The sequence below is a fragment of the Rhizobium sp. AN6A genome (assembly GCF_900215635.1).
Taxonomy (GTDB): domain Bacteria; phylum Pseudomonadota; class Alphaproteobacteria; order Rhizobiales; family Rhizobiaceae; genus Agrobacterium; species Agrobacterium tumefaciens.
In genome coordinates, this window is the sequence record NZ_OCNC01000003.1 from 390,182 (window position 1) to 414,978 (window position 24,797).

Annotated in this window: 21 protein-coding genes and 1 pseudogene; 2 read left to right on the top strand and 20 right to left on the bottom strand. The window is 60.5% G+C overall.

Translation table 11 applies throughout. The annotated features are described in order from the left end of the window. Positions 1–15: 15 nt before the first annotated feature. The 11 genes from CRO62_RS05710 to CRO62_RS05760 all read right to left on the bottom strand — a co-directional run bounded on the left by CRO62_RS05710 (position 16) and on the right by CRO62_RS05760 (position 11,944). Entirely contained in the window at positions 16–837 is an 822-nt protein-coding gene (locus CRO62_RS05710; protein WP_013762300.1) for an ABC transporter permease, read from the bottom strand. Beyond that, positions 834–1,784 carry an ABC transporter permease gene (locus CRO62_RS05715; protein WP_097099522.1) on the bottom strand — a complete coding sequence of 317 codons (951 nt, stop codon included), beginning with the start codon at positions 1,782–1,784 and terminating at the stop codon, positions 834–836. The genes CRO62_RS05710 and CRO62_RS05715 overlap by 4 nt, the downstream gene beginning before the upstream one ends. A gap of 229 nt (positions 1,785–2,013) precedes the next feature. Next, positions 2,014–3,549 carry an ABC transporter substrate-binding protein gene (locus tag CRO62_RS05720; RefSeq protein ID WP_097100395.1) on the bottom strand — a complete coding sequence of 512 codons (1,536 nt, stop codon included), beginning with the start codon at positions 3,547–3,549 and terminating at the stop codon, positions 2,014–2,016. Positions 3,550–3,735: 186 nt separating this feature from the next. After that, entirely contained in the window at positions 3,736–4,638 is a 903-nt protein-coding gene (locus CRO62_RS05725; RefSeq protein ID WP_097099523.1) for a LysR family transcriptional regulator, read from the bottom strand. A 67-nt stretch (positions 4,639–4,705) separates the two neighbouring features. After that, positions 4,706–5,455 carry an ABC transporter ATP-binding protein gene (locus CRO62_RS05730; protein ID WP_045019301.1) on the bottom strand — a complete coding sequence of 250 codons (750 nt, stop codon included), beginning with the start codon at positions 5,453–5,455 and terminating at the stop codon, positions 4,706–4,708. After that, positions 5,452–6,288, bottom strand: a complete 837-nt coding sequence (locus CRO62_RS05735) for an ABC transporter ATP-binding protein (protein WP_003518096.1) — start codon at positions 6,286–6,288, stop codon at positions 5,452–5,454. Before CRO62_RS05735 ends, CRO62_RS05730 begins: the two co-directional genes overlap by 4 nt. Further along, positions 6,285–7,217 carry a nickel transporter permease gene (gene nikC / locus CRO62_RS05740; protein ID WP_025595070.1) on the bottom strand — a complete coding sequence of 311 codons (933 nt, stop codon included), beginning with the start codon at positions 7,215–7,217 and terminating at the stop codon, positions 6,285–6,287. Before nikC ends, CRO62_RS05735 begins: the two co-directional genes overlap by 4 nt. Further along, positions 7,214–8,281 carry an ABC transporter permease gene (locus tag CRO62_RS05745; RefSeq protein ID WP_003518099.1) on the bottom strand — a complete coding sequence of 356 codons (1,068 nt, stop codon included), beginning with the start codon at positions 8,279–8,281 and terminating at the stop codon, positions 7,214–7,216. The genes nikC and CRO62_RS05745 overlap by 4 nt, the downstream gene beginning before the upstream one ends. 18 nt (positions 8,282–8,299) lie before the next feature. After that, positions 8,300–9,940, bottom strand: coding sequence for an ABC transporter substrate-binding protein (locus tag CRO62_RS05750; protein WP_097099524.1), 1,641 nt, complete (start codon positions 9,938–9,940; stop codon positions 8,300–8,302). Positions 9,941–9,990: 50 nt separating this feature from the next. Continuing rightward, on the bottom strand, positions 9,991–11,046 hold the full coding sequence (locus CRO62_RS05755) for a dipeptidase (protein WP_097099525.1): 1,056 nt from the start codon (positions 11,044–11,046) through the stop codon (positions 9,991–9,993). Positions 11,047–11,251: 205 nt separating this feature from the next. Continuing rightward, entirely contained in the window at positions 11,252–11,944 is a 693-nt protein-coding gene (locus CRO62_RS05760; RefSeq protein WP_097099526.1) for a phosphoribosyltransferase, read from the bottom strand. Between the two features lie 207 nt (positions 11,945–12,151). On the opposite strand from CRO62_RS05760, the pseudogene CRO62_RS05770 reads away from it, so the two are divergent. Next, positions 12,152–13,325: pseudogene (locus CRO62_RS05770) on the top strand (M20 aminoacylase family protein). A gap of 74 nt (positions 13,326–13,399) precedes the next feature. On the opposite strand, the gene cml reads toward CRO62_RS05770, so the two are convergent. From cml to CRO62_RS05815, 9 genes are all read right to left on the bottom strand, one after another. Continuing rightward, the gene (cml, locus tag CRO62_RS05775; RefSeq protein ID WP_097099528.1) at positions 13,400–14,590 is read right to left on the bottom strand and encodes a CmlA/FloR family chloramphenicol efflux MFS transporter; all 1,191 of its coding nucleotides are present in this window, start codon (positions 14,588–14,590) and stop codon (positions 13,400–13,402) included. Positions 14,591–14,803: 213 nt separating this feature from the next. Beyond that, positions 14,804–16,597 carry an adenine deaminase gene (locus tag CRO62_RS05780; RefSeq protein ID WP_097099529.1) on the bottom strand — a complete coding sequence of 598 codons (1,794 nt, stop codon included), beginning with the start codon at positions 16,595–16,597 and terminating at the stop codon, positions 14,804–14,806. After that, entirely contained in the window at positions 16,594–17,514 is a 921-nt protein-coding gene (locus tag CRO62_RS05785; RefSeq protein ID WP_097099530.1) for a nucleoside hydrolase, read from the bottom strand. Before CRO62_RS05785 ends, CRO62_RS05780 begins: the two co-directional genes overlap by 4 nt. A 2-nt stretch (positions 17,515–17,516) precedes the next feature. Next, a complete protein-coding gene (locus CRO62_RS05790) occupies positions 17,517–18,542 on the bottom strand; it encodes an ABC transporter ATP-binding protein (RefSeq protein ID WP_097099531.1) in 1,026 nt (341 codons plus the stop codon). Continuing rightward, the gene (locus tag CRO62_RS05795) at positions 18,535–19,314 is read right to left on the bottom strand and encodes an ABC transporter permease (RefSeq protein WP_003504740.1); all 780 of its coding nucleotides are present in this window, start codon (positions 19,312–19,314) and stop codon (positions 18,535–18,537) included. The genes CRO62_RS05790 and CRO62_RS05795 overlap by 8 nt, the downstream gene beginning before the upstream one ends. Continuing rightward, the gene (locus CRO62_RS05800; protein ID WP_097099532.1) at positions 19,311–20,138 is read right to left on the bottom strand and encodes an ABC transporter permease; all 828 of its coding nucleotides are present in this window, start codon (positions 20,136–20,138) and stop codon (positions 19,311–19,313) included. The genes CRO62_RS05795 and CRO62_RS05800 overlap by 4 nt, the downstream gene beginning before the upstream one ends. A gap of 169 nt (positions 20,139–20,307) precedes the next feature. Continuing rightward, positions 20,308–21,330, bottom strand: a complete 1,023-nt coding sequence (locus tag CRO62_RS05805; RefSeq protein ID WP_097099533.1) for an ABC transporter substrate-binding protein — start codon at positions 21,328–21,330, stop codon at positions 20,308–20,310. Then, the gene (locus tag CRO62_RS05810; protein ID WP_097099534.1) at positions 21,327–22,394 is read right to left on the bottom strand and encodes a LacI family DNA-binding transcriptional regulator; all 1,068 of its coding nucleotides are present in this window, start codon (positions 22,392–22,394) and stop codon (positions 21,327–21,329) included. The genes CRO62_RS05805 and CRO62_RS05810 overlap by 4 nt, the downstream gene beginning before the upstream one ends. 134 nt (positions 22,395–22,528) lie before the next feature. Continuing rightward, positions 22,529–23,449, bottom strand: a complete 921-nt coding sequence (locus tag CRO62_RS05815) for a LysR family transcriptional regulator (protein ID WP_097099535.1) — start codon at positions 23,447–23,449, stop codon at positions 22,529–22,531. Between the two features lie 96 nt (positions 23,450–23,545). Between CRO62_RS05815 and CRO62_RS05820 the strand changes: the two genes are divergently transcribed. Then, complete coding sequence (locus CRO62_RS05820; RefSeq protein ID WP_097099536.1) at positions 23,546–24,733, top strand: acyl-CoA dehydrogenase; 1,188 nt, start codon at positions 23,546–23,548, stop codon at positions 24,731–24,733. The last annotated feature ends 64 nt before the right edge of the window (positions 24,734–24,797 follow it).

Sequence of the window (24,797 nt, forward strand, 5' to 3'; positions counted from 1 at the left end):
ATCGGCTTGAAGCGGTCAGCTGGTATCGCGTGGGTCCAGCAGGTCGCGCAGGCCATCGCCAAGCAGATTGAGGCCGAAGACCGCGAGCGCAATGGCAAGGCCGGGCATGATGGCAAGCCAGGGTGCTGCGCCAAGATAGGTCTGCGCATCGGCGAGCATCCGCCCCCAGGTGGCGGCCGGCGGCGGCATGCCGAGACCGAGGAATGAGAGTCCCGCTTCGGTGAGGATGGCAAGGCCGAGCTGGATGGTCACCTGCACGATGATCTGGTTGGAAATATTCGGCACGATATGAAACAGCGTGATCTTGGCGCGGTTCTGGCCGATGCTGGTGGCGGCGGTGACATATTCCCGCGACCATATCTGCAAGGCCGCACCCAGCGTCAGCCGCGCAAAGACCGGCACCATGAAGGTGGCAATGGCGATGATGGCGGTGAACCGCCCCGTACCGATGAACGCACCGAGCATCATGGCCGACAGAATCGGCGGTACGGCGAAGATGATATCGCAGGCACGCATCACCAGGGTTTCGGTGAAACCGCGCAGTGCCGCGACCGATACGCCAAGCGCCGTGCCAATGAGCGCGCCGATGGCAACGGCGGCGATGGAGGTGGAGAGCGAATTCCATGCCCCCGCCATCAGCATGGACAGCACATCGCGGCCAAAATGGTCGGTGCCAAGCCCGCCGTAGGCAAAGGGCGATTTCAGCTTCTGGGCAATCTGTATCTTCGTCGGAGAAACCGGCGTCCAGACCAGCGAAAGCAGGGCGACCGCGACAAGAAAGAGAGTGACGGCGATGCCAAGGACGAAAGCGGGGCGGCGGCGAATCAGTCGCATCATCGTGCACCTGTCCGCAGTCTTGGATCGATAAAGAGATAGGCGATATCGACCAGAAAATTCATGACGATGACGAGCGCCGAGAAGAACAGCACGACGGACTGCATGACGACGATATCCCGCTGGGTCAACGCCTGATAGGCAAGCCGCCCGAGGCCCGGCAGGTTGAAGACATTCTCCACCAGCACTGCCCCGGCAATCAGGAAGGTGAATTGCAGGCCGATCATGGTGACAACGGGGATCATGGCGTTCGGCACCGCATGCCGCCACAGCGCTACCCGCTCGCTCAGCCCCTTGGCGCGGGCGGTGCGCACGAAATCCTCGTTCATTACCTCAAGTACTGCCGAGCGGCAGACGCGGGTGAGGACGCCTGCCTGCGACAGCGCAAGGGCAATGGCTGGAAGCACAAGCGCGATAAATCCAGCAGAAAAACTCGGACGCCAGCCGGGAAAACCGCCTGATGGCATCCAGCCGAGCGTGGTGGAAAAGACGATGATGAGCAGCAGCCCGACCCAGAAACCGGGAACGGCAATGCCGACATGGGAAAACAGCCCGGCTGCGAAATCCACCGGCCCGTTTCGGCTTCTCGCTGCCGCCACGCCAAGCGGAATGGCGATGGCGACCGACAGGCAGACTGCGAGCAGCGCAAGCGGCAGGGTGACGGCAAGCCGCTCGACAATAAGCCCCGCTACCGGCACGCCATAGGTATAGGATTGTCCGAGATCACCCCGGAATACGCCTGCAAGCCAGTGGATGTAACGCAATGGCAAGGGCTGATCGAGACCCATCTGCTTTTGCAGCGCGAAAAGCGTATCCGGGCTCGCCGACGTGCCGAGCATGATGGCCGCCGGATCACCCGGCAACAGCCCCATGATGATGTAGATGATGAGCGACACCGCAAACAGCGTGACGATGAGGCTTGCAAGGCGCCGGACGAGAACGGCTAACATCTGGCATTCTTTCCTTGCGTTGTTTCGTTTCGGGATGTGGCGGATGGATTTATTGTCATCCCCGCACACTCTTCCCTCATCCCTGTGCTTGTCACAGGGATCCAGCCGACGCGCGCCTGCGCAGCGGAAATATCCCTCTCAGCCCAAGGACTTGGGCTGGCTGGATTCCTGTGACAGGCACAGGAATGAGGTGGTGGGTAGGAATGCGCCTCGCCGTTCACAACGAACGTCACTCTTCCCAATGCACATCCGTCAGGACATTGGAGGGAATGGGTTCGTTTTCCCACAACCCCTTCAACTTCTTGTCCCAGACGCCGAGCTTCGGCATCACGAACAAGAACAGCGCCGGCACATCTTCGGCGAGGATTTTCTGGGCTTCGCCGTAGAGCTTTTCCTGCTCGGCCGCATCCGCCGTCTTTTCGACATTGGCGATGACTTCGTTGAAGGCAGGGTTCTTATAGTTGAAATAATAGGGATCACGGGAGTAGATATCGATATCCATCGGCTCAGCGTGGGCGACGATGGTCATGTCGTAATCCGCGCCCTTCAAAACATCCGCCACCCATTTGGCCGGAAATTCCGTGGTCTCGATGGTCATGGTGACACCGATTTCGGCCAACATCGCCTGCAGGATTTGCGAGGTCCGCTGGGCATAGGCCATTTGCGGGGCCTTGATCGTGAAGCTGAAACCGTCGGGGTAACCTGATTCGGCAAGAAGCGCCTTTGCCTTGTCGATATCGTAAGAATGAACACCGGTCGTATCGATGTAACCGCGATCGTTCGGCGTGTAGTGGCTGCCGATGGCCGTGCCGTAACCCGACCATGCGCCTTCAATCACCGTCCCGCGATCCACCGCCATCATCAGCGCCTGGCGCACGCGCTTGTCGTTGAAGGGTTTGCGGGCATTGTTCATGCCGGCCACGACCTTGAGTTCCGTATTGCCAACGAAGGTACCGAGACGCGCATCGCCGTCGAAGGACGTCATCAGTTCCGGCGCGCCGAATTCCGGGAAGGCATCGATATCGCCGGATTTCAGTGCCGCTGCCTGCGCCTGCGGATCGGAAACGAAGCGGAAGGTGGCCTTTTCAAGCTTCACCGCCACCGCCTTGTCCCAATAGGCCGCGTTTTTCTCCAATTCCACCTTGTCGCCCTTGGCCCAGTTCACGAACTTGAACGGGCCGGTGCCGATGGGCGTGGTACGGTTATTGTCAGCGCTCTTCGGCGCGACCATGACGGAGGCCGGCCAGCCGAGCCAGTAGATCAGGCTGCCCGCCGGCTGCTTCAGCTTCAGTATCAGCGTCGCGGCATTCGGCGTTTCTATGCTCTCTATGGCGGTGAAGAAGCGTTTTTGTGGGTTTACCGACGTTTCACCTCGCGCCCGGTCGAGCGAAAATTTCGCAACGGAGGAATCGAAAACCTCGCCGTCGTGGAAGGTAACACCCTGGCGCAGCTTGAACGTATAGGTCTTGCCATCGGCTGAAATTTCCCAGCTTTCGGCAAGCTGCGGTTTCACCTTGCCGTCATGGTCGATGGTGACGAGACCTTCGAATATGTTCTGCCAGCTGACCTGACCGATGGCGACGGGTGCCGCAATTGTCGGGTCGAGACCCGTCGGCTCCACTGTCATGCCCAACGTCAAGGCGGTCTTCGGCGCGGCCGCGGCGTCCGTCATTGAAAGCGGCATCCAGAGCGCCGTTCCCAGTGCAAGCGCAAGCGCGGCGCGCCGCGTAACTTTCAACGGCTGCGAAAAATAAGTGCGTGGCATCATTGTCCCCTGTCTGGCGGCCGAGGCATTTTTGCCCTTCGAAGACCACCCGTTGCAAAAAGAGTGTCATGTTGCAGGCGCACACACAATCGTGATTTTTGTGTGCTCCGTGTAGCTGAAATGGCTACACGGAAATACGGATGGAAATCAACCGGGATGGACAATTCTCCAGGCTGGCGAATTCCCCTACCCCGCTGTCGCCTCGCGCATGAAACGCTCGATGAAATCGGCAAGCTTGGAGGCGGCGAAGGACAGTTGCCGGTCGGGCGCCACGCAGAGATCGATCTGGGTGTGGATGCCCTTCTTGCCGGAAAGCGGAACAGCAACCATCTGGCCGCTGCGGATTTCACGCGCCACCGACAAGGCCGGCAACAGCGTGGCCGCGGCATGGCCCAGAACCAGTTCCTTCAGCATTTCCAGCGAACTGGTGATAAAGACGGGATCAAGCTCGATACCGGCATCGGCAAACAGCGTATCGAAGGCCTGACGCGCCGCGAAACTCTTGTCCGGCAGGGCAAGCGGCAGGCTGGCCAGTTCCTTCAGCGAGACTTCCGCCTGCGCGGCAAGCGCATGGCCGGTCGGAAAGATCGCATCGTAACTGATACGGGTGCGCGAACGCACTTTCACGCCGGAGACCTTGGGCGCAAAAAGGCTGACGACCAGATCCGCTTCGGCTGCACCAAGTGCTTCCATCGCCTGGCGCGCGCTGGTGATGTGCACCTCGAAGCGCAACTGCGGATATTTGAGGCTGAACTGCGCCAGCACAGGCGCCAGAAGGTTCGCCACCGTCGCGCCATTGGCATAAACGGTGACCCGGCCGCGCTGAAGCCCCTTCAGGTCATCGATCAGCTGGTGCACATGGTCGAGTTCGCGCAGCGTCTTGCCGGCGCGGGCAGCCAGCAATTCCCCCGCCGCCGTCAGCTTCACGCCCCGGCTGGAACGCTCCACCAAAGGCGAGCCGAAATAATATTCGAGGTTCTCGATCTGGCGACTGACTGCCGTCGGCGCGACATTCAGGCTTTCGGCAGCGGCGCGCATGGAATTGGTGCGGACAAGTTCGTCGAAATACATCAATGCGCGCAATTGCATGGTCTGGATACCCTGTTTTGGCCGGCACTGTCCGTCATGCCGGGCTTGACCCGACTATAGCGGCAGCTCAAGCGCGCTTGAAGCCCTCGCTCGCCACCAGCAGCTGCCTTGTATAATCCGCAGTAAACTCGCGGCTTTCCAGCGCTTCCGCCTCCAGCATTTCCACCACCTTGCCGCTTTTCATCACCGCAAGGCGATCGCACATGTGGCTGATGACGCCGAGATCGTGGCTGACCATAACGAAGGTGAGGTTGCGGTCCTTGCGGGCCTGTTCCAGCAGATTGAGGATTTCCGCCTGAATGGAGGCGTCGAGCGCCGAGGTCGGCTCATCCAGTAGCAGGATCTTCGGCTCCACGATCAGCGCGCGGGCAATGGCAATACGCTGCCGCTGGCCGCCGGAAAGCTGGTGCGAATAGCGGAAACGGAAACCGGTGCCGAGACCCACCTCGTCCAGCGCGCGGGCAATACGCTCTTCGCGATTGTCGAGACCGTGGATGACCAGCGGTTCGAGCAGCAGCGCATCCACTGTCTGGCGGGGGTGCAGGGAACCGTAAGGGTCCTGAAACACCATCTGCACATCGCTATAGAAGCTCTTGTCACGGTGTTTGCCCGAATAGGAGCGACCGGCCACCATCAACGAGCCTTCGTCGAAATGGTTGAGGCCGGCAATCGCCCGAAGCAGCGTCGACTTGCCGGAACCGGACTCGCCAACGATACCGAAGGACTCACCCTCGGCCACATCGATGCTAACGCTGTCGAGCGCGATGTAACCGTCGAAATCGACCACCATGTCTCTGATAGAAAGAACCGTGCTCATGCGCGCCACTCCGCCTTGCGTTCCAGAACCGGCAGCGGATGCCGGTGGCCGCCAATTTCCGGCAGGCAGTTCAACAGACCCTGCGTATAGGGATGCTTCGCCTCTTTAAGATTGGCAGAAGACAGCTCCTCAACGACCTTGCCCGCATACATGACCAGAACGCGGTCGCAGAAAGACGACACCAGCCGCAGGTCGTGGCTGACGAAAATCAGCCCCATGCCGCGATCGCGCACCAGCTTGTCGAGAATATCGAGCACTTCGAGCTGAACCGTAACGTCGAGCGCCGAAGTCGGCTCATCGGCGATCAGAAGTTCCGGGCCGCAGACCAGCATCATGGCAATCATGACGCGTTGGCCCATTCCGCCGGAAACCTCGTGCGGGTAAAGATCGAACACGCGCTCGGGATCGCGGATCTGCACCGCCTCCAGCATGGCGAGCGTGCGTTGGCGCGCCTCGCCGGAACCGATGCTTTCATGGGTGCGCAGCGTTTCCATAATCTGGCGGCCGATGGGCATGACCGGATTCAACGAATATTTCGGGTCCTGCAGGATCATGGCCAGGCGCTTGCCGCGCATGAGCCGCCGTTCCTTTGCCGAAGCACCGAGAAGATCGACATCGCCGAAGCGCAACACATCGGCCTCGATGCGCGCACTTTTCGGGGTCAGCCCCATAATGGCGCGGCCGGTCTGCGATTTGCCGGAGCCGGACTCGCCGACGATGCCAAGGCGTTCGCGTCCCAGCGTGAACGAGACGCCACGCACCGCCTCCACCAGCCCGGTGCGGGTGGGGAAGGAAACGCGCAGGTTCTCGACGGTCAGAAGCGGCGCGCTCATTGGTTCGCCTCCTTGGGGTCCAGCGCATCGCGCAGGCCATCGCCCAGAAGGTTGAAACCGAGGCTGACGATCAGGATCGCAATGCCCGGCATGGCGGCAACCCACCATTGGTCGAGAATGAAACGGCGTCCGGAAGCAATCATCGCGCCCCATTCCGGCAGCGGCGGCTGTGCACCGAGGCCAAGGAAGCCGAGACCGGCTGCTGTGAGGATGATGCCCGCCATATCGAGCGTGACACGCACGATGAGCGACGACATGCAAAGCGGCATGACGTGTTTCAGGACGATGCGAAACGGCGACGCTCCCATGAGTTTGACCGCCGCGATGAAATCGGAATTGCGGAAGGTCATGGTTTCGGCGCGCGCGATGCGCGCATAGGGCGGCCATGAGGTGACCGCGATGGCGAGCACCGCGTTTTCAATGCCCGGCCCAAGTGCGGCCACCAGCGCAAGCGCCAGAACCAGCTTCGGAAAGGCCAGAAAAATATCGGTGATGCGCATCAGAACTGCATCCACCCAGCCGCCGGCATAACCCGAGACGGTGCCGACGATGAGTCCGATGGGTGCGGCGATGATGGCCACCAGCAGCACGACGAACAGGGTCAGCCGCGAACCGTGGATAAGGCGCGAGAGAATATCACGCCCCTGATCGTCAGTGCCGAGCAGGTAACCTTCTGTCCCCGGAGGCAGAAGCCGGGCATTGCGCAGATCGCCCTGCACCGGATCGTGTGGCGCCAGCACATTGGCAAACAGCGCGACAAACAGCAGCGCAATTATGATGCCGAGGCCAAGCAGCGCCAGCCGGTTTTCCGAAAACCGCCGCCAGATGACATAGGCACGGCCAAGCCGCGCCTGCCTGCGCGAGGCAGGCCGGTCGGAGAGCAGCCATTCGCGGCTGTAGGGTTTGAGTGTATCGGTCGAAATCGTCATCGGCTGCGCGTCCTTGGATCGAGCGTCCGGTAAAGCAGATCGGAGAAGAGATTGATGCCGACGAAGATGGCGCCGATCACGATCGTGCCGCCAAGAACGGCATTCATATCCGCATTCTGCAGGGAATTGGTGATGTAGAGGCCGAGCCCCGGCCACGCGAAGATGGTTTCGGTCAGTACCGAACCTTCCAGCAAACCGGCGTAAGATAGCGCAATAACGGTCACCAGCGGCACGGCGGCGTTGCGCAGAGCGTGGAACCAGATGATGCGCGTTTCCGAAAGCCCCTTCGCGCGCGCCGCAACGATATATTCCTGGGCGAGCTCGTTCAGCATGAACGAACGTGTCATGCGGCTGATATAGGCCAGCGAAAAATAGCCGAGCAGCGAGGCAGGCAGGATGATGTGGCGGAACAGATCCCACAACACGTCCCATTGCCGTTGCCAGATCGCGTCGATCAGGAAGAAACCCGTGACCGGCGTGAAGGTGAATTCGTAGACGATATCCATCCGGCCGGGATAGGCGACCCACTGCAACCGGGCGTAAAACACCAGCAGCGCCAGGAGGCCAAGCCAGAAAATCGGCACGGAATAGCCGATAAGGCCGATGACGCGCACGACCTGGTCCGCAAAGCTGCCGCGCTTGACCGCGGCGAGCACGCCGAGCGGAATGCCAAAAACGGCGCCGATGATGGTGCCGAGCGTGGCAAGCTCTATGGTTGCCGGGAAAACCCGCTTGATATCCTCCATCACCGGGTTGGTGGTGAGGACTGAGATGCCGAAATCACCCGACAGCGCCTGCTTCAGATAGATGAAGAACTGCTGCCAGAGCGGCAGGTTGAGGCCGAGCTGCTCACGCACGCGCTCGACCACATGCGCAGGCGCGCGGTCGCCGACAATCGCCAGTGCGGGATCGATCGGCACAACGCGGCCAATGAAAAATGTGACCGCCATCAGCCCCAGAAAGGTGGTGATGACGGTGACGGCGAAGCCGAGAATGGCCTTCGCGCGGGCGTTGGCACGGCGTTTGCCCTGCCTCGCCCGGCTGTTTGCTTCAACGATGCTCAAGAGACCGATCCTTCCGGATCATTCCTTGGAGATCGTATAGACATAGTTGGTGTCGAAGCTCGGTCCGAGCTTCAGGCCCTTGAGCTTCGCGGAGTATCCCGCCACTTCCGTCTGCTGGAAGATGATGACGAACGGGCCTTTTTCGAGAACTTCCTTCTGGAGGTTCTGATAGATGGCGGCGCGCTTGGCATTATCCTTTTCCAGAAGTGCCGACTGCGTTTCCTTCGTCAGCTCCGGAACGTCCCAGGCGTTGCGCCAGGCAAGCGTCTTGTTCTTGCCTTCTTCGGAGTTGTCGTAGTTGATGGTGAAGGTTTCGGCATTCGAGTTCGGGTCGAAATAGTCCGAACCCCACTGGCCAATGTAGATATCGTGCGTGCGGGCGCGGTACTTGGTCAGCGTCTGCTTGCCGTCGCCCGGAATGATTTCCAGCTTGATGCCAGCCTGCGCCAGCGTCTGCTGTACGCTTTCGGCAATGCCGGTTACCGGCTGCGTGTTGCGCACATCCATGGTCACGGTGAAGCCGTCCTTCAGGCCGGCCTTCGCCAGCAGTTCCTTGGCCTTGGCGACGTCGAGCTTGTATGGGTTCTCGTCAAGCGCGCCGAGCTGGCCCTTTGGCAGGAAGGTCTGGTGGATTTCGCCGATGCCCTTGATGATCGTCGCGCCGATCGCGTCGTAGTCGACGAGATATTTGAAGGCCTCGACGACCTCAGGCTTCTTCAGGTTCTCGTTCTTCTGGTTGAGGCTGAAGTAATAAACGGTGCCCTTGGGCGCGGAGGTGACGGCAAGGCCTTCCTTCTTGGAAACGGCTTCCATATCACCCGGCTCGAGGTTGCGGGCAACGTCGATATCACCGTTTTCAAGCGCCAGGCGCTGGCCGGAGCTTTCCTTCATGTGACGATAGACCACGCGCTTCAGCTTTGGCTTTTCGCCGTAGTAGTTCGGGTTCACTTCCAGAACGACGGATTCGTTGGCCTTCCAGCCAAGGATCTTGTAGGGGCCGGAACCGGCATAACCTGTCTTCAGGAACGCATTGCCGAAATCGGTGTCGTATTTGTAGTCGGCACTCGGCGTGACGGGCTTGGCCTTTTCGGTCACCAGCTTCTTGTCGACAACTGCGGCAACCGTCGCGGTGAGAACGTTCAGCACGAAGCTCGGTGCATAGGGCTTGTCGACTGTCAGTACGAAGGTGTTGGCGTCCGTCGCTTTCGCCTTCTCAGTGACGTTGTCGCCCTTGAGACCGAACTGCGTCAGAAGGAATGCTGGCGACTTGTCGAGCTTGATGGCACGTTCAAAGGAAAAGGCAACATCATCTGCCGTCACCGGATTGCCGGAGGCGAATTTCAGGCCGGTCTTCAGCTTGAAGGTATAGGTGAGACCGTCTTCAGAGGTCGTCCAGCTCTCGGCCAGATCGCCGATCACCTTGGAGGTGTCGTTGAGATCGATGGAAACCAGCTTGCTGTAGGTGTTGCCAGTAACTTCAGCTGCCGAAAGCTCGAATGCCTCACCCGGATCGAGCGTGATGATGTCGTCGATGGCGAAACCTTCAACCAGCGTATCGGCCGGCGTGGCAGCAAAAGCGTGCGGCGCAGACAGCATCATCAGCGACAGAGCAGCGCTGGTGCTGAGAATACGCATGGACTTGTTGAGCGATTTGATCATAGGATCTCCCCTTTTGTTATGAGATTGATTTAGTTCGCTTTTATTTGCCTTCAGGCCGGCTCGTGCCAGGCCTGGGATAGGACGCGCAGCCAGTTTTCCCGGCATATTTTAGCAAGTTCTCCATCACCGTAGCCCGCCGATTTCAGCGCCGCAACCAGATTGTGGTTGCCGCTGGCATCGGCAACGCCAACGGGTACCGTCGCACCATCGAAATCCGATCCGAGCGCCACGCAATCGATGCCCATGCGCTCCACCATGTAGTCGATGTGGCGCACCATGTCGGAAAGCGGCGTGTCGGCAATGTCGCGCGCATCCGCCCGCAGCATGGTGACCGCGTAGTTGAGACCCACCAGACCGCCGCTCTCCTTGATGGCATCCATCTGCCGGTCAGTAAGATTGCGGGCGACGGGGGTGAGCGCATGTGCGTTGGAATGGCTGGCGATCAAAGGCTGGTTCGTGGTCTTCGCCACATCCCAGAAGCCCTTTTCGGTGATGTGGGCGAGATCGATGAGAATGCCGAGCCGGTTGCACTCCTTGACCAGCGCAAAACCGGCATCGGTAAGGCCGGGCGCGGTATCGGGCGACATTGGATAGGAGAAGGGAACGCCGTGACCGAAAATATTGTGCCGGCTCCAGACCGGACCGAGCGAACGCAGGCCGGCGGCATAAAAAACCTCAAGCGCATCGAGATCGGCACCGATCGCCTCACAGCCTTCCATGTGCAGCACGGCCGCGAAAATATCCTCGGCAAAGGCCTTGCGGATATCGGCCGTCGAGCGGCAAAGGCGCCAGGCGCCGGCACGGTCAAGCCTGAGCGCGATCGCAGCCTTTTCCATCGCGATATCGAGCGAGGGCTGGCGTTCGAGCGGCGCCGCAAGCGGTGTATCGTAATGACCCTGCGCGTCCGGCTCCTGCAGGACCAGATCGCCGGAGGGAATGTAGATGGCGCAGATGCCGCCGCCGAGACCGCCTGCACGTGCACGCGGACCATCGATATGGCCTTCGCGCGTGCCGTTCTTGAATTCAGCCACCGGATCGCCACCGGCCTTGCTGTTGCGCCACAACCGAAGCAGCACATCATTATGACCGTCGAACACTGCATGCATGTCAAGAAATTCCAGTAAGCGGCAAAACCAAAGGGGGCGGGCAGACGCCGGAATAACACCGCGCGAGAGCAAACCGGCGCGTTTTTCGCCGACTGCTATAGTCTGTCAGAAACGATCTTAGGACGATCTCTCACGGCTCCGCAAGACGCAAATTAGGCAACGATGAAATTATCACCACTTGCGTTTTGCCGGGAATTGCGCAACGTCAAGCCCGCCAGCCGCCTTCGGCTTTTTTCAGCAGCGGCGTCGCGAAAACACCCCTCACCCGCTCCGGCCATTCCGGCCCGAAAGCAGCAATTTTTTCCACCCAGCGATCCGATTGCAGCATGGCAGCCCCGATTGCCACCGGCTTGATGCCGGATGAGGCGAGAAGCGAAAGACCTGAAATGATGGAACTGCCGCTGGAGATGACATCGTCCACCAGCGCCACCCGCCTGCCCTCGATGAGGGGCAACATGCGCGGATCGATGTAAAGCCGTTTTTCCTGCTTGGTGGTGATTGAGGACATCGGCACCGACAGTTCCTCCAGATACCAGAATTTGCGCGAGGTGCCGAGCGGCACATATCGCGAATGGCCGAGGTGACGGGCAACGGCTGCGGCAAGCGTGAGCCCCAGAGTCGGCAGGCCGATCACGACATCTGGCTTGAGGGGGCGAAGCTTTTCGGCAAGGTCGGCGGCCAGCACTTCCAGCACGTCAAAAGAGGCCTGATTGACGATGAGCGAGGCGAGCGCATGTTCGCCATCCGCCAAGGGCCGGATCGGCAGGCAGATCTGCCGCCCGTCATCGAGCTCCGCCGGAAAGAAGGCCGAATGCGGGCCTGCCGTATCGAATGAACGGGGCGGCAGAACATCCTGCCAGAACTCATGCGGCGCGGCGGGCGATGCGGATTGCGGCATCGTTTTTCCTTTCAGAAGCGGGACGGCAAAAGCGGAAGTGATTTTCATCCGCGCCATCCCCGTTCGGCATATCAGGCATTTCGACAACCGCAGCATGCGGCGGGTTCATTTCATTGGGTTTTTCAGCTAGAAGGAAACAAAGCAACAGGCATTCGGACAAGCCCACCTATGGCGTGGGTTTTCCCCATATTCAAGGACAAGCTACCCATGAGACTGCTGGACCGCATCGGCGAGGACCTGCCATTCCTGACGGAGCTTCGCCACGATCTCCACGCCCATCCGGAACTGGGCTTTGAAGAGGAGAGAACCAGCGCCATCGTTGCCGATCTTCTCGAAAGGGCGGGAGTGAAGGTGCATCGCGGCCTTGGCGGTACCGGCGTGGTCGGTACTTTGCAGGTGGGCAACGGCACCCGCAGCATCGGTCTTCGCGCCGACATGGATGCGCTCGCCATGCCGGAAATTCCAGACCGGCCCTATAAATCGAAGTTCGCCGGCAAGATGCATGCCTGCGGCCATGACGGCCACACCGCTATGCTGCTGGGCGCTGCGCGATACCTCGCCAGTACCCGCGATTTTTCCGGCACCGTCCATTTCATCTTCCAGCCGGCCGAAGAAGGCCGTGGCGGCGCCAAAAAAATGGTTGAGGACGGGCTTTTCGACCTGTTTCCCTGCGATGCAGTTTATGGCCTGCACAACATGCCGGGGCTTGGCGTTGACGAGATGGCCGTGGTGGAAGGACCGCAGCTTGCCTCTTCCGATAGCTGGCGCGTCACCTTCAGGGGCATTGGCACCCACGGCGCCAAGCCGCATCTCGGCCGCGATCCGGTGACGGCAGCGGGCACCTTCCTCGCTTCGCTGCAAACCATCGTCGGCCGCGTCGTCGATCCGCTGCAACCTGCCGTCGTCAGCGCCTGCTCGGTGCAGGCGGGTGACCCGAAGGCGCTCAACGTCATTCCCGATCTCGTCGAAATCGGCGGCACGGCGCGGGCCTATGCGTCGGATGTGCGCAGCCAACTTGAAACGGAAATCGGCAGGCTCGCCAAGGGTACGGCCGCGATGTTCGGCATCGAGGCCAGCTATGAATTCATCCGCCGCATTCCGCCCGTCATAAACGATGCCGATGCGACGAAACGGGCGCTCCGAGCCGCCAAGACCGTCTTCGGCAACAAATCCCGCACCGCCTTCCCACCCTCGACCGCTGGCGACGACTTCGCCTTTTTCGCGGGCGAGGCCCCCGGCTGCTACGTCTGGCTCGGCAACGGCCCCGGCGGTGGATGGCGCGCTGCACCACAACACCTCCTACGACTTCAATGACGCCGCAATCGTTCCAGGGGTCGCCTTCTGGGCGACGCTGGTGGAGCAGGAACTGGCGGCGGAATAAGGCCGCAAGCCACTTTTTGCATTTCCAAAGCCTAAAAGCCGGGCAACAACAATCGTGCTGCCCGGCATTCTGTCTCAGATATTCCGGCGGTTCAGCAAATACAGCGCCGTCAGGACAAGGCAGGCCATGATCGATGAATAAGCGACCACGGGCCATGCCGTATCACCCGGCAGGATGACGACAGCCAGGGTGCCCGCTATTCCCACAAACAGACTTTGAATGCAGAAATAGAAGGCGACGGCTGTTCCAGCCATGTGCCCGAACTCCTCCAGCGCGCCATTGGCGGTGACCGAAACCGTAAAAACGATTCCGACCGCTATGACCCACATCGGTACGATAAACGTCAAAAATGACGGAACCGCCGCGACTTCACCTGTGGTGAACAGAGACGCCCCCACCAACAACACGGCCATGCCCCTCACGAGACTACCCTGCACACCCCATCTGGCAACGAAAAACTTCGCAAAACGGGTGGTAACGATCATTGCGATTGCCACCGTTGCAAAAGCCAGGCTGAACTCCAACTCGGAGAGACCTGCCCTGCCGATCATGACGAGCGGAGCGGTGGAGAAGAATACGAAAAACGTACCCATGGCAGTGCTGAACCCAAGTGTATAGGTCCAGAAGCGACCACTGCCCAACATGCGCAGAGGCGATGGGCGTGACATCGCTGCCGTCGCCGGTCGGGTTTCGCTCCAGTTCATCACGGCGGCAACCGTCGCAATGAAAGCTACCGCGCCCAGGGTGACGAAGATGGCACGCCAGCCGAATTCATTGGCGATGATCGCCCCGACAATCGGACCGAGTGCCGGGACGAATGCGAGAATGGAGCTGAACGTTCCGTATATCGTCGTTGCTTCCGCGCTGTCCGCATAGACGTCGCGAACGGTGGCGAAAGTGGCGACCAATGCCGCCGCCGCTCCAGCCGACTGAAGGAACCGGAAAACGATAAAGGCGCTCGCGGTTGTCACAGCTGCGAGGCAGAACGAGGCCACGACAAACAGTAGGGCGCCGCCGATCAAGACGGGCCGGCGGCCAATGCGGTCGGAGATAGGCCCAAACACGATTTGCCCAAGGCCGAGCATCACCATGTAAACGGTGAGCGTGAGTTGAACCACCATCGGTGTCGTGCCGAGGGCTTCCGGCATGATGGGAACGACCGGCAGGTAAATATCCATGGCCAGCGAGGCGAGAATATCAAAGGGAGCCATGAGCAGCATTGCTGCCAACAGCGATCTCCCCCAAACGGGAGTTGGAATAGACATGAGAATTGATCCGCTCAAATGAGGACATTTGGCGGCGTCTGCCCGATGAAACAGGGATCGCTCGACAGAACGCCGCAACAACGAAATATCGTCGTTGCGGCTTACTTATCTGATGACTTCGAGGCACCCATGTTCAACATCCATATAGAGCGACAGGTAAACAGGGGTTGGATTTAGCAATATGCCGGCTTTTTGGCAACGCTCGACCCTGGTTTACCCCATCACCGCAAGCACCGGGCTTTCCATCACCCGTCCCGTTAACACATCGGCAATGCCCATATCGGTCTGGTGCGGGCCGATGTTGCAGGCGAGCGTGGCGCCGAAGCAGGCTTTGAAAACGAGATAGGGCGGTTGCCATTCCACCACCCTGCCAACGGCGGCGCGCAATTCCTCGAAAGCCTTTGCCACGTCTTCAAGCGGCGCATCGGAAACGAGGCCGGAGAGCGGCAGGGAAAGCAGTGCGGTGACCCTGCCTTCAGAGGCGACAGCCATACCGCCGCCTGCCGCAATCACCGCATTGGCGGCCAGCGCCATGTCTTCGGCATTACCGCCGAAGACAGTGAGGTTGTGGCTGTCGTGCGAGACGGTGGTGGCGAAGGCGCCGTTCCAGCGTCCCCAGCCGGTAAGGAAGCCGGTCCTGGTAACTGGCTCGGCCTTGCCGTGGCGGTGGGTAACGGAAATCATCGCCGCGCCTTCGGGCGGAACGACGAAACCATCCTTCACCTCGGCTTCCGCCTCGCCCCATTGCGTGAAGCGTGGGCGGTCGATGGTGGCAAGGCGCACCCTCGCGCCCTCGCAGGCAACCCGGAAATCATCGGCATTACGCCGCGGCAGCTTCATCGAGCCTTCGAGCACCGCCGCATCACAGGCCGGAACATCGATGAGCATGCGCCCGCCTTCCGCAACCGCCCTGCCCCCTGCCAGAACGTGGCGGGCGGCAAAACCACTCAAATCCTCGAAAACGACGATGTCAGCGCGACGGCCGGCAGCGATGAGGCCGAGATCGGCACGGCCAAGCCTTTGCGCAGCATTCAGTGTTGCGGCGCGCAGCGCCCATTCGGGCCTCAGCCCGTAACCGACGAGCCGGCGCACCACGTCATCCAGCCCACCGCCCCGCAACAGATCGTCCGGGAAAACATCGTCAGTGCAGAGCGTCAGTGTCTGCGGCAGGTGGCCGAGCGTATTCAGCGCCTCCACAAATTCCGGCAGCAGATGATCGTGCGAGCCGCGCAGCTCGATGGTCAATCCCGCCCGAAGCTTCGCCATCAGGTCTTCAGCCGAGACCAGCTCGTGATCGGAAGAAACACCGGCCGCCATGAAGGCGTTGAGATCGGCGTCCTTCAGGCCGCGCGCATGGCCACAGATCAGCTTTTCCGAGACAAGACCGGCCTGTACGATGCCGCTCATGCGCGGATCGCGGTCGATGACGCCGCGCATGTTCATGATTTCCGCAACGCCGCCAATCTGCGGCCATGACAGGATATCAGCGAGAATTCCGGCATCGAAATCAGCGCCGCCGCGCTCCAGACCCGGTGCTGACGGCACTGAGGAGGGTGCAAGCAGAATGGCGCGCAGCGGCAGGTTTTCAATGGATTTCGCCGCCCAGCGCACCCCTTCGACACCATGGACATTGCCGAATTCATGCGGGTCCCAGACGATAGTCGTAACGCCGCGGGCAACCACTGCCGCCGCATAGGCAGCAGGCGTTATCATCGAGCTTTCGATGTGCATATGCGTGTCGATCAGGCCGGGCGAGACAAAGGCGCCCGACGCATCGACGACCTGCGCAGCATCGCTGCGGCTTACCGGTTCGTGAACGCTGGCAATTAGCGGACCGACAATGCCGATATCGGCGGCGCGAAGCTCTCCCGTCACCACATCCACCAGCGTTCCGCCGGTAATGAGAACATCGAAAGCCGCATCGCCGCGCGCAGCGGCAACCGCGCGGGCGCGCAGCGCATCGTCGTTGAGATCGGCCGGCTCGCGTATCGGGAATTGTGCACTCATCGGGCAGCCTCGCGGCGCAACGCCTCGAGAACCGCAGCCTTTGCCGCTTCGGCATTCACGGTGTCGGCGAAATGCGCGTTGAAAGCGGCAACCTTGTCGGCACGCGGCTCAACCACCGTTCGCCCGCGCGTCAGCGCTGCGTGAAGCTCGACATCGATCCGCGTATGGCGCCAGCCAAGCAGGTCGGAGGTGAAGCCGACAGCGGCAACGGGATCGTAAAGCGCCATGGCCGATCTGCCGCGTCTCGTGGCGATGCCGATGAAACCTTCCAGCAGGTCGGCAATCAGGCCGGCGTTTTTGCCGCCGGCATTTCGGATCGGCAGCACGTCGGCTGGCGAGGCGGTGACCTTGCGGCAGACGTCCAGATCGACCATGCGCAGCGGCAGGCCGTGGGAAAGCACGATGGCCAGCGCTTCCGGATCGGCAAAGGCGTTGAATTCGGCAGATGCGGTGTGGTTGCCGCTCGTCACGCCGCCGCCCATCCAGGTCAGGTCGGAAATTCTGGCAACAAGATCGGGCCGGGCAAGGCAAAGTGCTGCGATATTGGTAAGCGGGCCGAGCGCGAGGATACGCTTTTCGCCTGCCCCCTCCAGCCAGCCGCACAGCGCAGTGAAAGCGTCGCTTTGCGGCAGAGCGGGCGCTTCCGGCAGGCTGCGGCCGACGGTCGGAATGCCGCTGTCACCCAGAATGCATTGTGCGGTTTCGAGCGCGCCAAGGACGGGTTTGGCACGGCCCTGATGGATCGGCATGGACCAGCCGAACGCGGCGACCGCGCCTGCGGCGTTGCTGCAGACAGCATCCAGCGTCGCATTGCCGAAGACCAGCGAAATGCCGTCTATGGCAAGGCCTGCCGATTGCACCACCATGATGGCGGCGATATCGTCAAAGCCCATATCGGTATCGATCCACACACCCATGATCAGCCAAACACCTTGAGGCTTGCCGCCTTTTCGACCGGAAGGTCGAAGGCGAGCGTATCACCGATCGTATGGGCGGTCAGCGCAGCATCGGTCTCCGCCTTGATGGGACCAAGCGGCGTATCCAGCAGGTACTCACGGGAATTTCCGGCAAAGGATGTGCCGCGCACGGTTCCCTGGAAAGGACCTGAACCAAGGGTGACCATGCGCGGCCGCCAGGCCAGTCCAGATGCTGAAGGGACTGGTCCGGTAAGCGGTGTTGTGCCGTTTTCGGTTTTCAACGCGCCGCCTTCCAGCGCGAAGATGTTTTCAAAGCCGACGAAATCCGCCACGAAGGCGGAAACCGGCGCATTGTAGATCTCTTCCGGTGTACCGATCTGCTCAATCTTGCCGCCCTTCATGACGACAATACGGTCGGCCAGCGCGAGCGCCTCGATCTGGTCATGGGTGACGAAGATCATCGTCACACCGGTTTCCTTCTGCACGCGCTGCAATTCGGTGCGCATTTCAAGCCTGAGGCGCGCATCGAGGTTGGAGAGCGGCTCATCGAGCAGCAGCACCTTCGGCTCCATGACCATGGAGCGCGCCAGCGCCACGCGCTGCTGCTGGCCGCCGGAAAGCTCGGCGGGCTTGCGCGATGCGAAGTTCGACAATCCCACGGACTTCAGGCCGGAGGCGACCTTGTCATCAAGCGCCTTGCCGTTCATGCCCTTGAGTTTCAGGCCGAAGGCGACGTTTTCGTAAACCGTCAGGTGCGGAAACAGCGCATAGGACTGAAACACCAGCCCGACGGCGCGCTTGTTGGCGGCGACGCGGGTGATATCGGCGCCGTCGAGATCGATGCGTCCGCCCGCCACCGGCATCAGCCCGGCAATGGCGCGCATCGTGGTGGTCTTGCCACAGCCGGAAGGACCGAGCAGTGCGAGAAGTTCACCCTTGCGGATATCGAGGTCGAGATCCTTGACGGCGATGCTGTTGCCGTAGGCGAGCGAGACTTTTTGGAGCGAAAGGTAATTTACGTCAGACATAACGGGAGAACCCCAGAAAACGTTCGGCCAGGAAGACGATGCCGATGGAAAGGAAGGCGAGCAGCGATGAGAGTGCGGCGACAGAAGGATCGAAGACGATCTCCATGTAGCCCAGCATATCGATGGGGAGCGTGCGCACGCCCGGACCCGACAGGAACAGCGACACGGGCACCTGATTGAAACTCGTCACGAAACCGAGGATGAAGGCCGACAGGATGCCGCCGCGAATATTGGGCAGCACCACACGGAAAAATGCGCCAAACCGCGACGAGCCGAGCAGCACCGCCGCCTCCTCGATATCCGAACGCAGATTGTTGAGGCTGGCCGAAACCACCCGTACCGCATAGGGCAGGATGAGCGCCGTGTGCGCGAGAAACAGGGCAAGCGTGATGCCGATGCCGAAGGGCACGACAAAATAGCGCAGCAGCGCCAGACCGACGATGATACCCGGCACGATGATCGGCGCCGAAACAATCGTGCGCACGGTTTCCGCAAAGGGCAGCTTGTAGCGCGACATGGCGTAGGAAGCGGGAATACCGAGGACGAGCGCCGTAAATGTGCCGCCGATGGCGAGGAACATCGACATCGCGAAGCTTTCACGGAAACTTTCGACGGTGAAGACCTTCGCGATCCATTTCAGTGAAAAGCCCTGCGGCGGAAAGGCGAGCGTGTCGCCGGCCGAAAATGAGGCCGCAACGATGATGAGGAACGGCCCGATGAGGAAGCCGACAACGAGCAGGAGCGTGAGCGGAATGAAGAGCTGCCGGGTCATTTCTTGTTCCTTGCGGTGGCGATGCGCTTCAGCAGGATATTGGCGGCAAAGCTCATGACGATCAGGATGAAGGCGATGACGCTGGCGGCGACAAAATTGTTGGAGACTGTCACCTGCTGGTAGAGCAGGGTTTCCAGCATCAGCACCTTGGAGCCGCCGAGAATGGCCGGCGTGATATAGGCCGTGAGCGAACCGGTGAAGACCAGCGTGCCGCCGACAACAAGCCCCTCCTTGGTGAGCGGCAGGATGACCTTCCAGAACACCTGAAGCCAGTTTGCGCCGAGAACGCGGGCGGCTGCGATCGTATCCTTGGGCATATTCTCCAGCGCGCTGATGAGGGAAATGATCATCAATGGCAGGAACAATTGCAGAAGGCCGATGAAAACAGCCGTTTCGGAAAACAGGATGCGGATCGGCGCATCGCTCAGTCCTACCGCCTGAAGCGCCTGGTTGACGATGCCGGTTCTGCCGAGAATGACGATCCAGGCATAGGTGCGGGCAACCGGCGAGATCATCAGCGGCAAGACGACCAGATTGACGACATGGCCTTTCGCGCCCTGCGACAGATTGACGATGGCGAAAGCCGCCGCATAACCCACCACCGCAGATACGATGGTGACGAGCGCGCCAAGCTTCAGGGTGCGCAGGAAAACCGCCCTGTTCAGCGGATCGGAGAAGAAATCGGCGTAAGCGGACAATGTCCAGCCGTCAGCGGTGTGAAAGCCCTCCGACAGGAGCATGAAGACCGGCACAAGAAAGACCGCCGCCGCGAAAATAGCGGCGGGCAAGGCAAGCGCCAGCGCTTCGGCCCGGTTCTGAAACATCGCTTTATTCCCTGAACGGCCCGCGGCCGATTGTTACTGCAACCGGCCAGAGCCAGCTTGCGGAATTGAGAGGTGGAAAAGCGGTCAGGGGACGACCAAACCGCTTTTCCGGGAATGGAGCCGCCCTTTCGGACGTTTTAAATGCCCCATTCCAAACCTTGATAAGGACTTACTGGCCGACCTTGGCGTTCCACTCCGACAGCCACTTGTCGCGGTTGTCGAGCGTCACGTCGGAAGGAATGAGCTGCAGGCTTTTTGCGGTTTCGTCGCCATAGGTGATGTTGTTCGCCACCTCGTCGGACACCTTGACTTCCCTGTTGGTCGGGCTGTCCACCAGCTTTTCGGCCAGCGCCTTCTGAACTTCGGTCGAGAGCCAGAAATCCATGAACTGCAGCGCCAGCTCTTCGTTCTTCGTGCCCTTCGGCACCACGAGCACGTTCATGCCGCCGGTCTGGCCTTCCTTGGGGGTTGCCCAGGCAAGCGGCAGATCGAGCTTGGTGAAGGGCGCCCAGGAGAAGCGGCCGATGGGGGCGGCCCAGATTTCTTCCTGCTGCATCAGCTGCACCAGCTGCGACGATTTCACGTAGAACGTGACGATATCGTCCTTCTTTTCGCCCACGGCTTCGATAGCGCCGGAAAGATCAGGCGTGTCCTTGCCGATGGCCTTGCCCAGCATGTAAAGCGCCGGCGGGCCCTGATTGGTGGTGACATTCGGGAAAGCGACGTGGTCGACGATACCGTCCTTCAAAAGATCGGCCCAGCTATCGATCTTCATCTTGTCTGTGCGGTAAACGATTGACGTGGCGTAGAAATTGACGCCGACGCTCATGCCGTCGCCATTCGGATCCTTGGCGATGTCATAGAGCTTGCCGATATTCGGCACCTTGGCGGCATCGATCTTCTGGATCAGGTCCTTGCGGGTGGCGGAAAGCGCATCCGCCATGGAAACGATGGCGAGATCGACCACCGGATTGGCCTTGTTGGCCTCCATCTTGGCCAGACGCTCAACGCTGTTGCCGGTCTCGACGACCAGCTTGCAGCCGCATTGTTTCTCGAACGGTGTATAGACCAGTTCCTTGAATTCGTCCTGCGCGAAGGCGTAGACCGAGATCGTCAGCGTCTTGTCCTGCGCCTGCGCGGCACCCATCGTCAGCATCAGGGCGGCGCCCGATGCAAGAATGATTTTTTTCATGGTGTGAGTTCTCCTGCTGTCGTGTTTTTGGCTTCAATCGCATCATGCTTTTTTTCGCCGGTGGAGCCGCGCATGATCAGCGCCATCGGTACTTTCGAGATTTCTGCCGTAACCTCGGCAGCAATGCCGTTTTCGAAACCCGCCTCGCCATCGATCGCGCGCAACAGTGCGTCCACGGCCAGATCGGCGATGCGGCGCATATCCATGCGCATCGTCGTCAGCGGCGGCGTCACAACGGCGGAAAAAATCAGATCGTCGAAGCCGGTTACACTCGCCTCTTCCGGCACCTCGATGCCCTCGCGCTGCAATTCGGTGAGCGCGCGCAACGCATGCAGGTCGGATACGGCAGCAAAGGCAGTGAAACCATCCCTCACCTTTTCGGCAAGGCCGAGACGGCAGCCCGCACCATCAGCCTTTTCAATGGCGTCCACCCACAGCGTCTCCGTGACGCAGGCTTTGCCCAGACCATCGCGAATGCCGCCGAGGCGGTCGTTCTGCACATTGGAGTCGCGGTTTTTGCCGACCAGCACCACCTTGTCGTGTCCAAGGGCTGTCAGGTATTCGCCGATCTGCCGGCCGCCATCCCAGTGGTCAGCGGCTACCGTGTTTCCGGGCGTCGAGGGGCTATCGATCACCGCCACCGGGCAATCGACATCCGCGATACGCGTGCCGCGGCGGGGAACGACGACCATGCCATCCACTCCACGCTCGATCAGCCGGTTGATGGCATCCGTCTGCATGGCGATCTCGCCGCGCGAGTCGGCGATCAGAACACCGTAACCGGCATTGACGGCTGCCTTTTCGATGGCCTGCGCGATCTGTGGGAAGAGTGGATTGGCGATATCCGGCAGCACCAGCCCGAGAACTCCTGACCTGCCGGTGCGCAACGCCCTGCCCGCCGAACTCGGCACATAACCAAGTTCGCTTGCGGTCCTGCGGATGCGCTCCACCAGTTCCGGCGAAACACGGCCCTTGCCCGACAGCGCATTGGACACGGTTGCAACCGACACGCCGAGTGCCGCTGCTATCGCGCTCAGATTGGTGGCAGGCCGTGAAGACGCCATGATGGTCCGAAAGGGCTGATTAAACGTTTAATCACGATAGTCGACCAAAACCGTCCTGTCGAGTCCGGCCACAGACAAAACCGGGCAAAAATCGAGGCACGAACTCTAAATGCCCGAAAAAAGTGCGCTTATTTTTACAGTGGCAGATTGCCCGCCGCACGATAGGCCTCGACCTGCCGTACCAGCCAGTCCCGAAACAGCACGACTGGAACGTGGTTGGCACGGGATAGCGGCGCCACCGCATAATAGGAACTCGGGCTTTTGGCCTGATGATCGTAGGCTTTCACCAGTTGCCGCGATTTCAATTCGTTATCAATCAGGAAAAGCGGCATCAAAGCCACGCCAAGCCCGGCGATACAGGCCTGTGCCACGCTGGAAAACTGCTCAAACCGCATGCCCTGCGGCAAGGCGAGCGAATGGCCGAGACTCTCGAACCAGTGGCTCCAGGCACCCGGCCGCGAGGCCATGTGCAGCAGTGGCAGGCCGGCAATATCCTCACCCTTTTCGACCGGATGCGCCTTCAGGAATTCGGGGCTGCACACCGGCGCAACCATCTCATGCATCAGAAAGGTGCTTTCCGCCCCCGGCCAATCCGCCTGCCCGATGTGGATCGCCATATCCAGTTGCTCACGCTCGAAGTCGAACTGGCCGATGCGGGTGGCGAAATTGATGGTGATTTCCGGATGACTGGAGACGAAATCAGGAATGCGCGGCAGAAGCCAACGGGTGCCGAATGTCGGCAGCATCGCCAGATTGAGCGTATTGCCATGCGTTTTGGTCATGATCTGCAGCGAGGCGGCGCGTATCTCGCCAAGGGCTGCGGCAATCGATTTCGCGTAAGCACCACCCTCGGTCGTCAGTGACACTCCACGCGCGCCGCGCTCGAACAGGCGCACGCCAAGCTGTTCTTCCAGTGACATAACCTGACGGCTGATCGCCCCTTGCGTCAAGGCAAGTTCATCGGCAGCGGCTGAAAAGCTGCCAAGCCGAGCAACGGAATCAAAGGCGGCAAGCGCACTGGTGGAAGGCAGGAGTTTGCGGCTGAGAGACGTCATGAGCCATTACTATATGTAATGCAAAAATGAGTAAACATGGCTTGTGCCATCAGGGGCTAACACGAATAATCCGGCCAGCAAATCCGGAGGCATAACGTGAGCGAACGCGCAGCATTCAATTGGCAGGACCCTTTTCTGCTGGAAGACCAACTGACCGACGACGAGCGGATGATCCGCGACGCCGCCGCAGCCTTCGGCAAATCGGAACTTATGCCGCGTGTGTCCGAGGCCTATCTTTCCGAGACCACCGAACCGGAACTGTTCCGCCTGATGGGCCGTACCGGCCTGCTCGGCATCACCCTGCCGGAAGAATATGGCGCCGCAAATGCCAGCTATGTGGCCTATGGCCTTGTAGCGCGTGAGGTGGAGCGCATCGACAGCGGTTATCGCTCGATGATGAGCGTGCAGTCCTCGCTCGTCATCCATCCGATCTTCGCTTATGGCTCGGACGAACAGAAGAAGAAATACCTGCCCGGTCTCGTCTCCGGCGAGCTGATCGGCTGTTTCGGCCTGACCGAACCGGATGCCGGCTCCGATCCGGGCGGAATGAAGACCCGTGCCGAAAAGATCGCCGGCGGATATCGCCTGCGCGGTTCGAAAATGTGGATTTCCAATGCGCCCATCGCCGATGTCTTCGTCGTCTGGGCGAAATCCGAAGCCCACGACAACCAGATTCGCGGCTTCGTGCTGGAAAAGGGCATGAAGGGTCTGTCTGCTCCGAAGATCGGCGGCAAGCTTTCGCTGCGCGCCTCCATAACAGGCGAGATCGTCATGGATGGCGTGGAAGTGGGCGAAGATGCGCTGCTTCCGAATGTTTCCGGCCTGAAAGGCCCGTTCGGCTGCCTCAACCGCGCCCGCTACGGCATTTCCTGGGGCGTGTTGGGCGCTGCGGAAGATTGCTGGTTCCGCGCCCTGCAATATGGTCTCGACCGCAAGCAGTTCGGCAAGCCGCTGGCCGGCATGCAGCTTTACCAGAAAAAGCTGGCCGACATGCAGACCGAGATCGCTCTCGGCCTCCAAGCATCGCTGCGCGTCGGCCGCCTGATGGACGAGCACAAAATGGCGCCGGAAATGATCTCCATCATCAAGCGCAACAATTGCGGCAAGGCGCTGGATATCGCCCGCCAGGCCCGCGACATGCACGGCGGCAACGGCATCCAGATCGAGTACCACGTGATGCGCCACGCCCAGAACCTCGAAACGGTCAACACCTATGAGGGCACGCACGATGTTCACGCGCTGATCCTCGGCCGGGCACAGACGGGCATTCAGGCGTTTTTCTGAGACCTTCTCCGCATCATTTCCTTCTTGAAAAAAAGGCCTTCGAAAATCACTTCGAAGGCCTTTT

What these genes read in the sequence shown, in the direction of transcription:
- CRO62_RS05710 (WP_013762300.1), bottom strand. Translation starts at nt 837, where the DNA reads ATGATGCGACTGATTCGCCGCCGCCCCGCTTTCGTCCTTGGCATCGCC.
- CRO62_RS05715 (WP_097099522.1), bottom strand. Translation starts at nt 1,784, where the DNA reads ATGTTAGCCGTTCTCGTCCGGCGCCTTGCAAGCCTCATCGTCACGCTG.
- CRO62_RS05720 (WP_097100395.1), bottom strand. Translation starts at nt 3,549, where the DNA reads ATGCCACGCACTTATTTTTCGCAGCCGTTGAAAGTTACGCGGCGCGCC.
- CRO62_RS05725 (WP_097099523.1), bottom strand. Translation starts at nt 4,638, where the DNA reads ATGCAATTGCGCGCATTGATGTATTTCGACGAACTTGTCCGCACCAAT.
- CRO62_RS05730 (WP_045019301.1), bottom strand. Translation starts at nt 5,455, where the DNA reads ATGAGCACGGTTCTTTCTATCAGAGACATGGTGGTCGATTTCGACGGT.
- CRO62_RS05735 (WP_003518096.1), bottom strand. Translation starts at nt 6,288, where the DNA reads ATGAGCGCGCCGCTTCTGACCGTCGAGAACCTGCGCGTTTCCTTCCCC.
- nikC (WP_025595070.1), bottom strand. Translation starts at nt 7,217, where the DNA reads ATGACGATTTCGACCGATACACTCAAACCCTACAGCCGCGAATGGCTG.
- CRO62_RS05750 (WP_097099524.1), bottom strand. Translation starts at nt 9,940, where the DNA reads ATGATCAAATCGCTCAACAAGTCCATGCGTATTCTCAGCACCAGCGCT.
- CRO62_RS05755 (WP_097099525.1), bottom strand. Translation starts at nt 11,046, where the DNA reads ATGCATGCAGTGTTCGACGGTCATAATGATGTGCTGCTTCGGTTGTGG.
- CRO62_RS05760 (WP_097099526.1), bottom strand. Translation starts at nt 11,944, where the DNA reads ATGCCGCAATCCGCATCGCCCGCCGCGCCGCATGAGTTCTGGCAGGAT.
- cml (WP_097099528.1), bottom strand. Translation starts at nt 14,590, where the DNA reads ATGTCTATTCCAACTCCCGTTTGGGGGAGATCGCTGTTGGCAGCAATG.
- CRO62_RS05780 (WP_097099529.1), bottom strand. Translation starts at nt 16,597, where the DNA reads ATGAGTGCACAATTCCCGATACGCGAGCCGGCCGATCTCAACGACGAT.
- CRO62_RS05785 (WP_097099530.1), bottom strand. Translation starts at nt 17,514, where the DNA reads ATGGGTGTGTGGATCGATACCGATATGGGCTTTGACGATATCGCCGCC.
- CRO62_RS05790 (WP_097099531.1), bottom strand. Translation starts at nt 18,542, where the DNA reads ATGTCTGACGTAAATTACCTTTCGCTCCAAAAAGTCTCGCTCGCCTAC.
- CRO62_RS05795 (WP_003504740.1), bottom strand. Translation starts at nt 19,314, where the DNA reads ATGACCCGGCAGCTCTTCATTCCGCTCACGCTCCTGCTCGTTGTCGGC.
- CRO62_RS05800 (WP_097099532.1), bottom strand. Translation starts at nt 20,138, where the DNA reads ATGTTTCAGAACCGGGCCGAAGCGCTGGCGCTTGCCTTGCCCGCCGCT.
- CRO62_RS05805 (WP_097099533.1), bottom strand. Translation starts at nt 21,330, where the DNA reads ATGAAAAAAATCATTCTTGCATCGGGCGCCGCCCTGATGCTGACGATG.
- CRO62_RS05810 (WP_097099534.1), bottom strand. Translation starts at nt 22,394, where the DNA reads ATGGCGTCTTCACGGCCTGCCACCAATCTGAGCGCGATAGCAGCGGCA.
- CRO62_RS05815 (WP_097099535.1), bottom strand. Translation starts at nt 23,449, where the DNA reads ATGACGTCTCTCAGCCGCAAACTCCTGCCTTCCACCAGTGCGCTTGCC.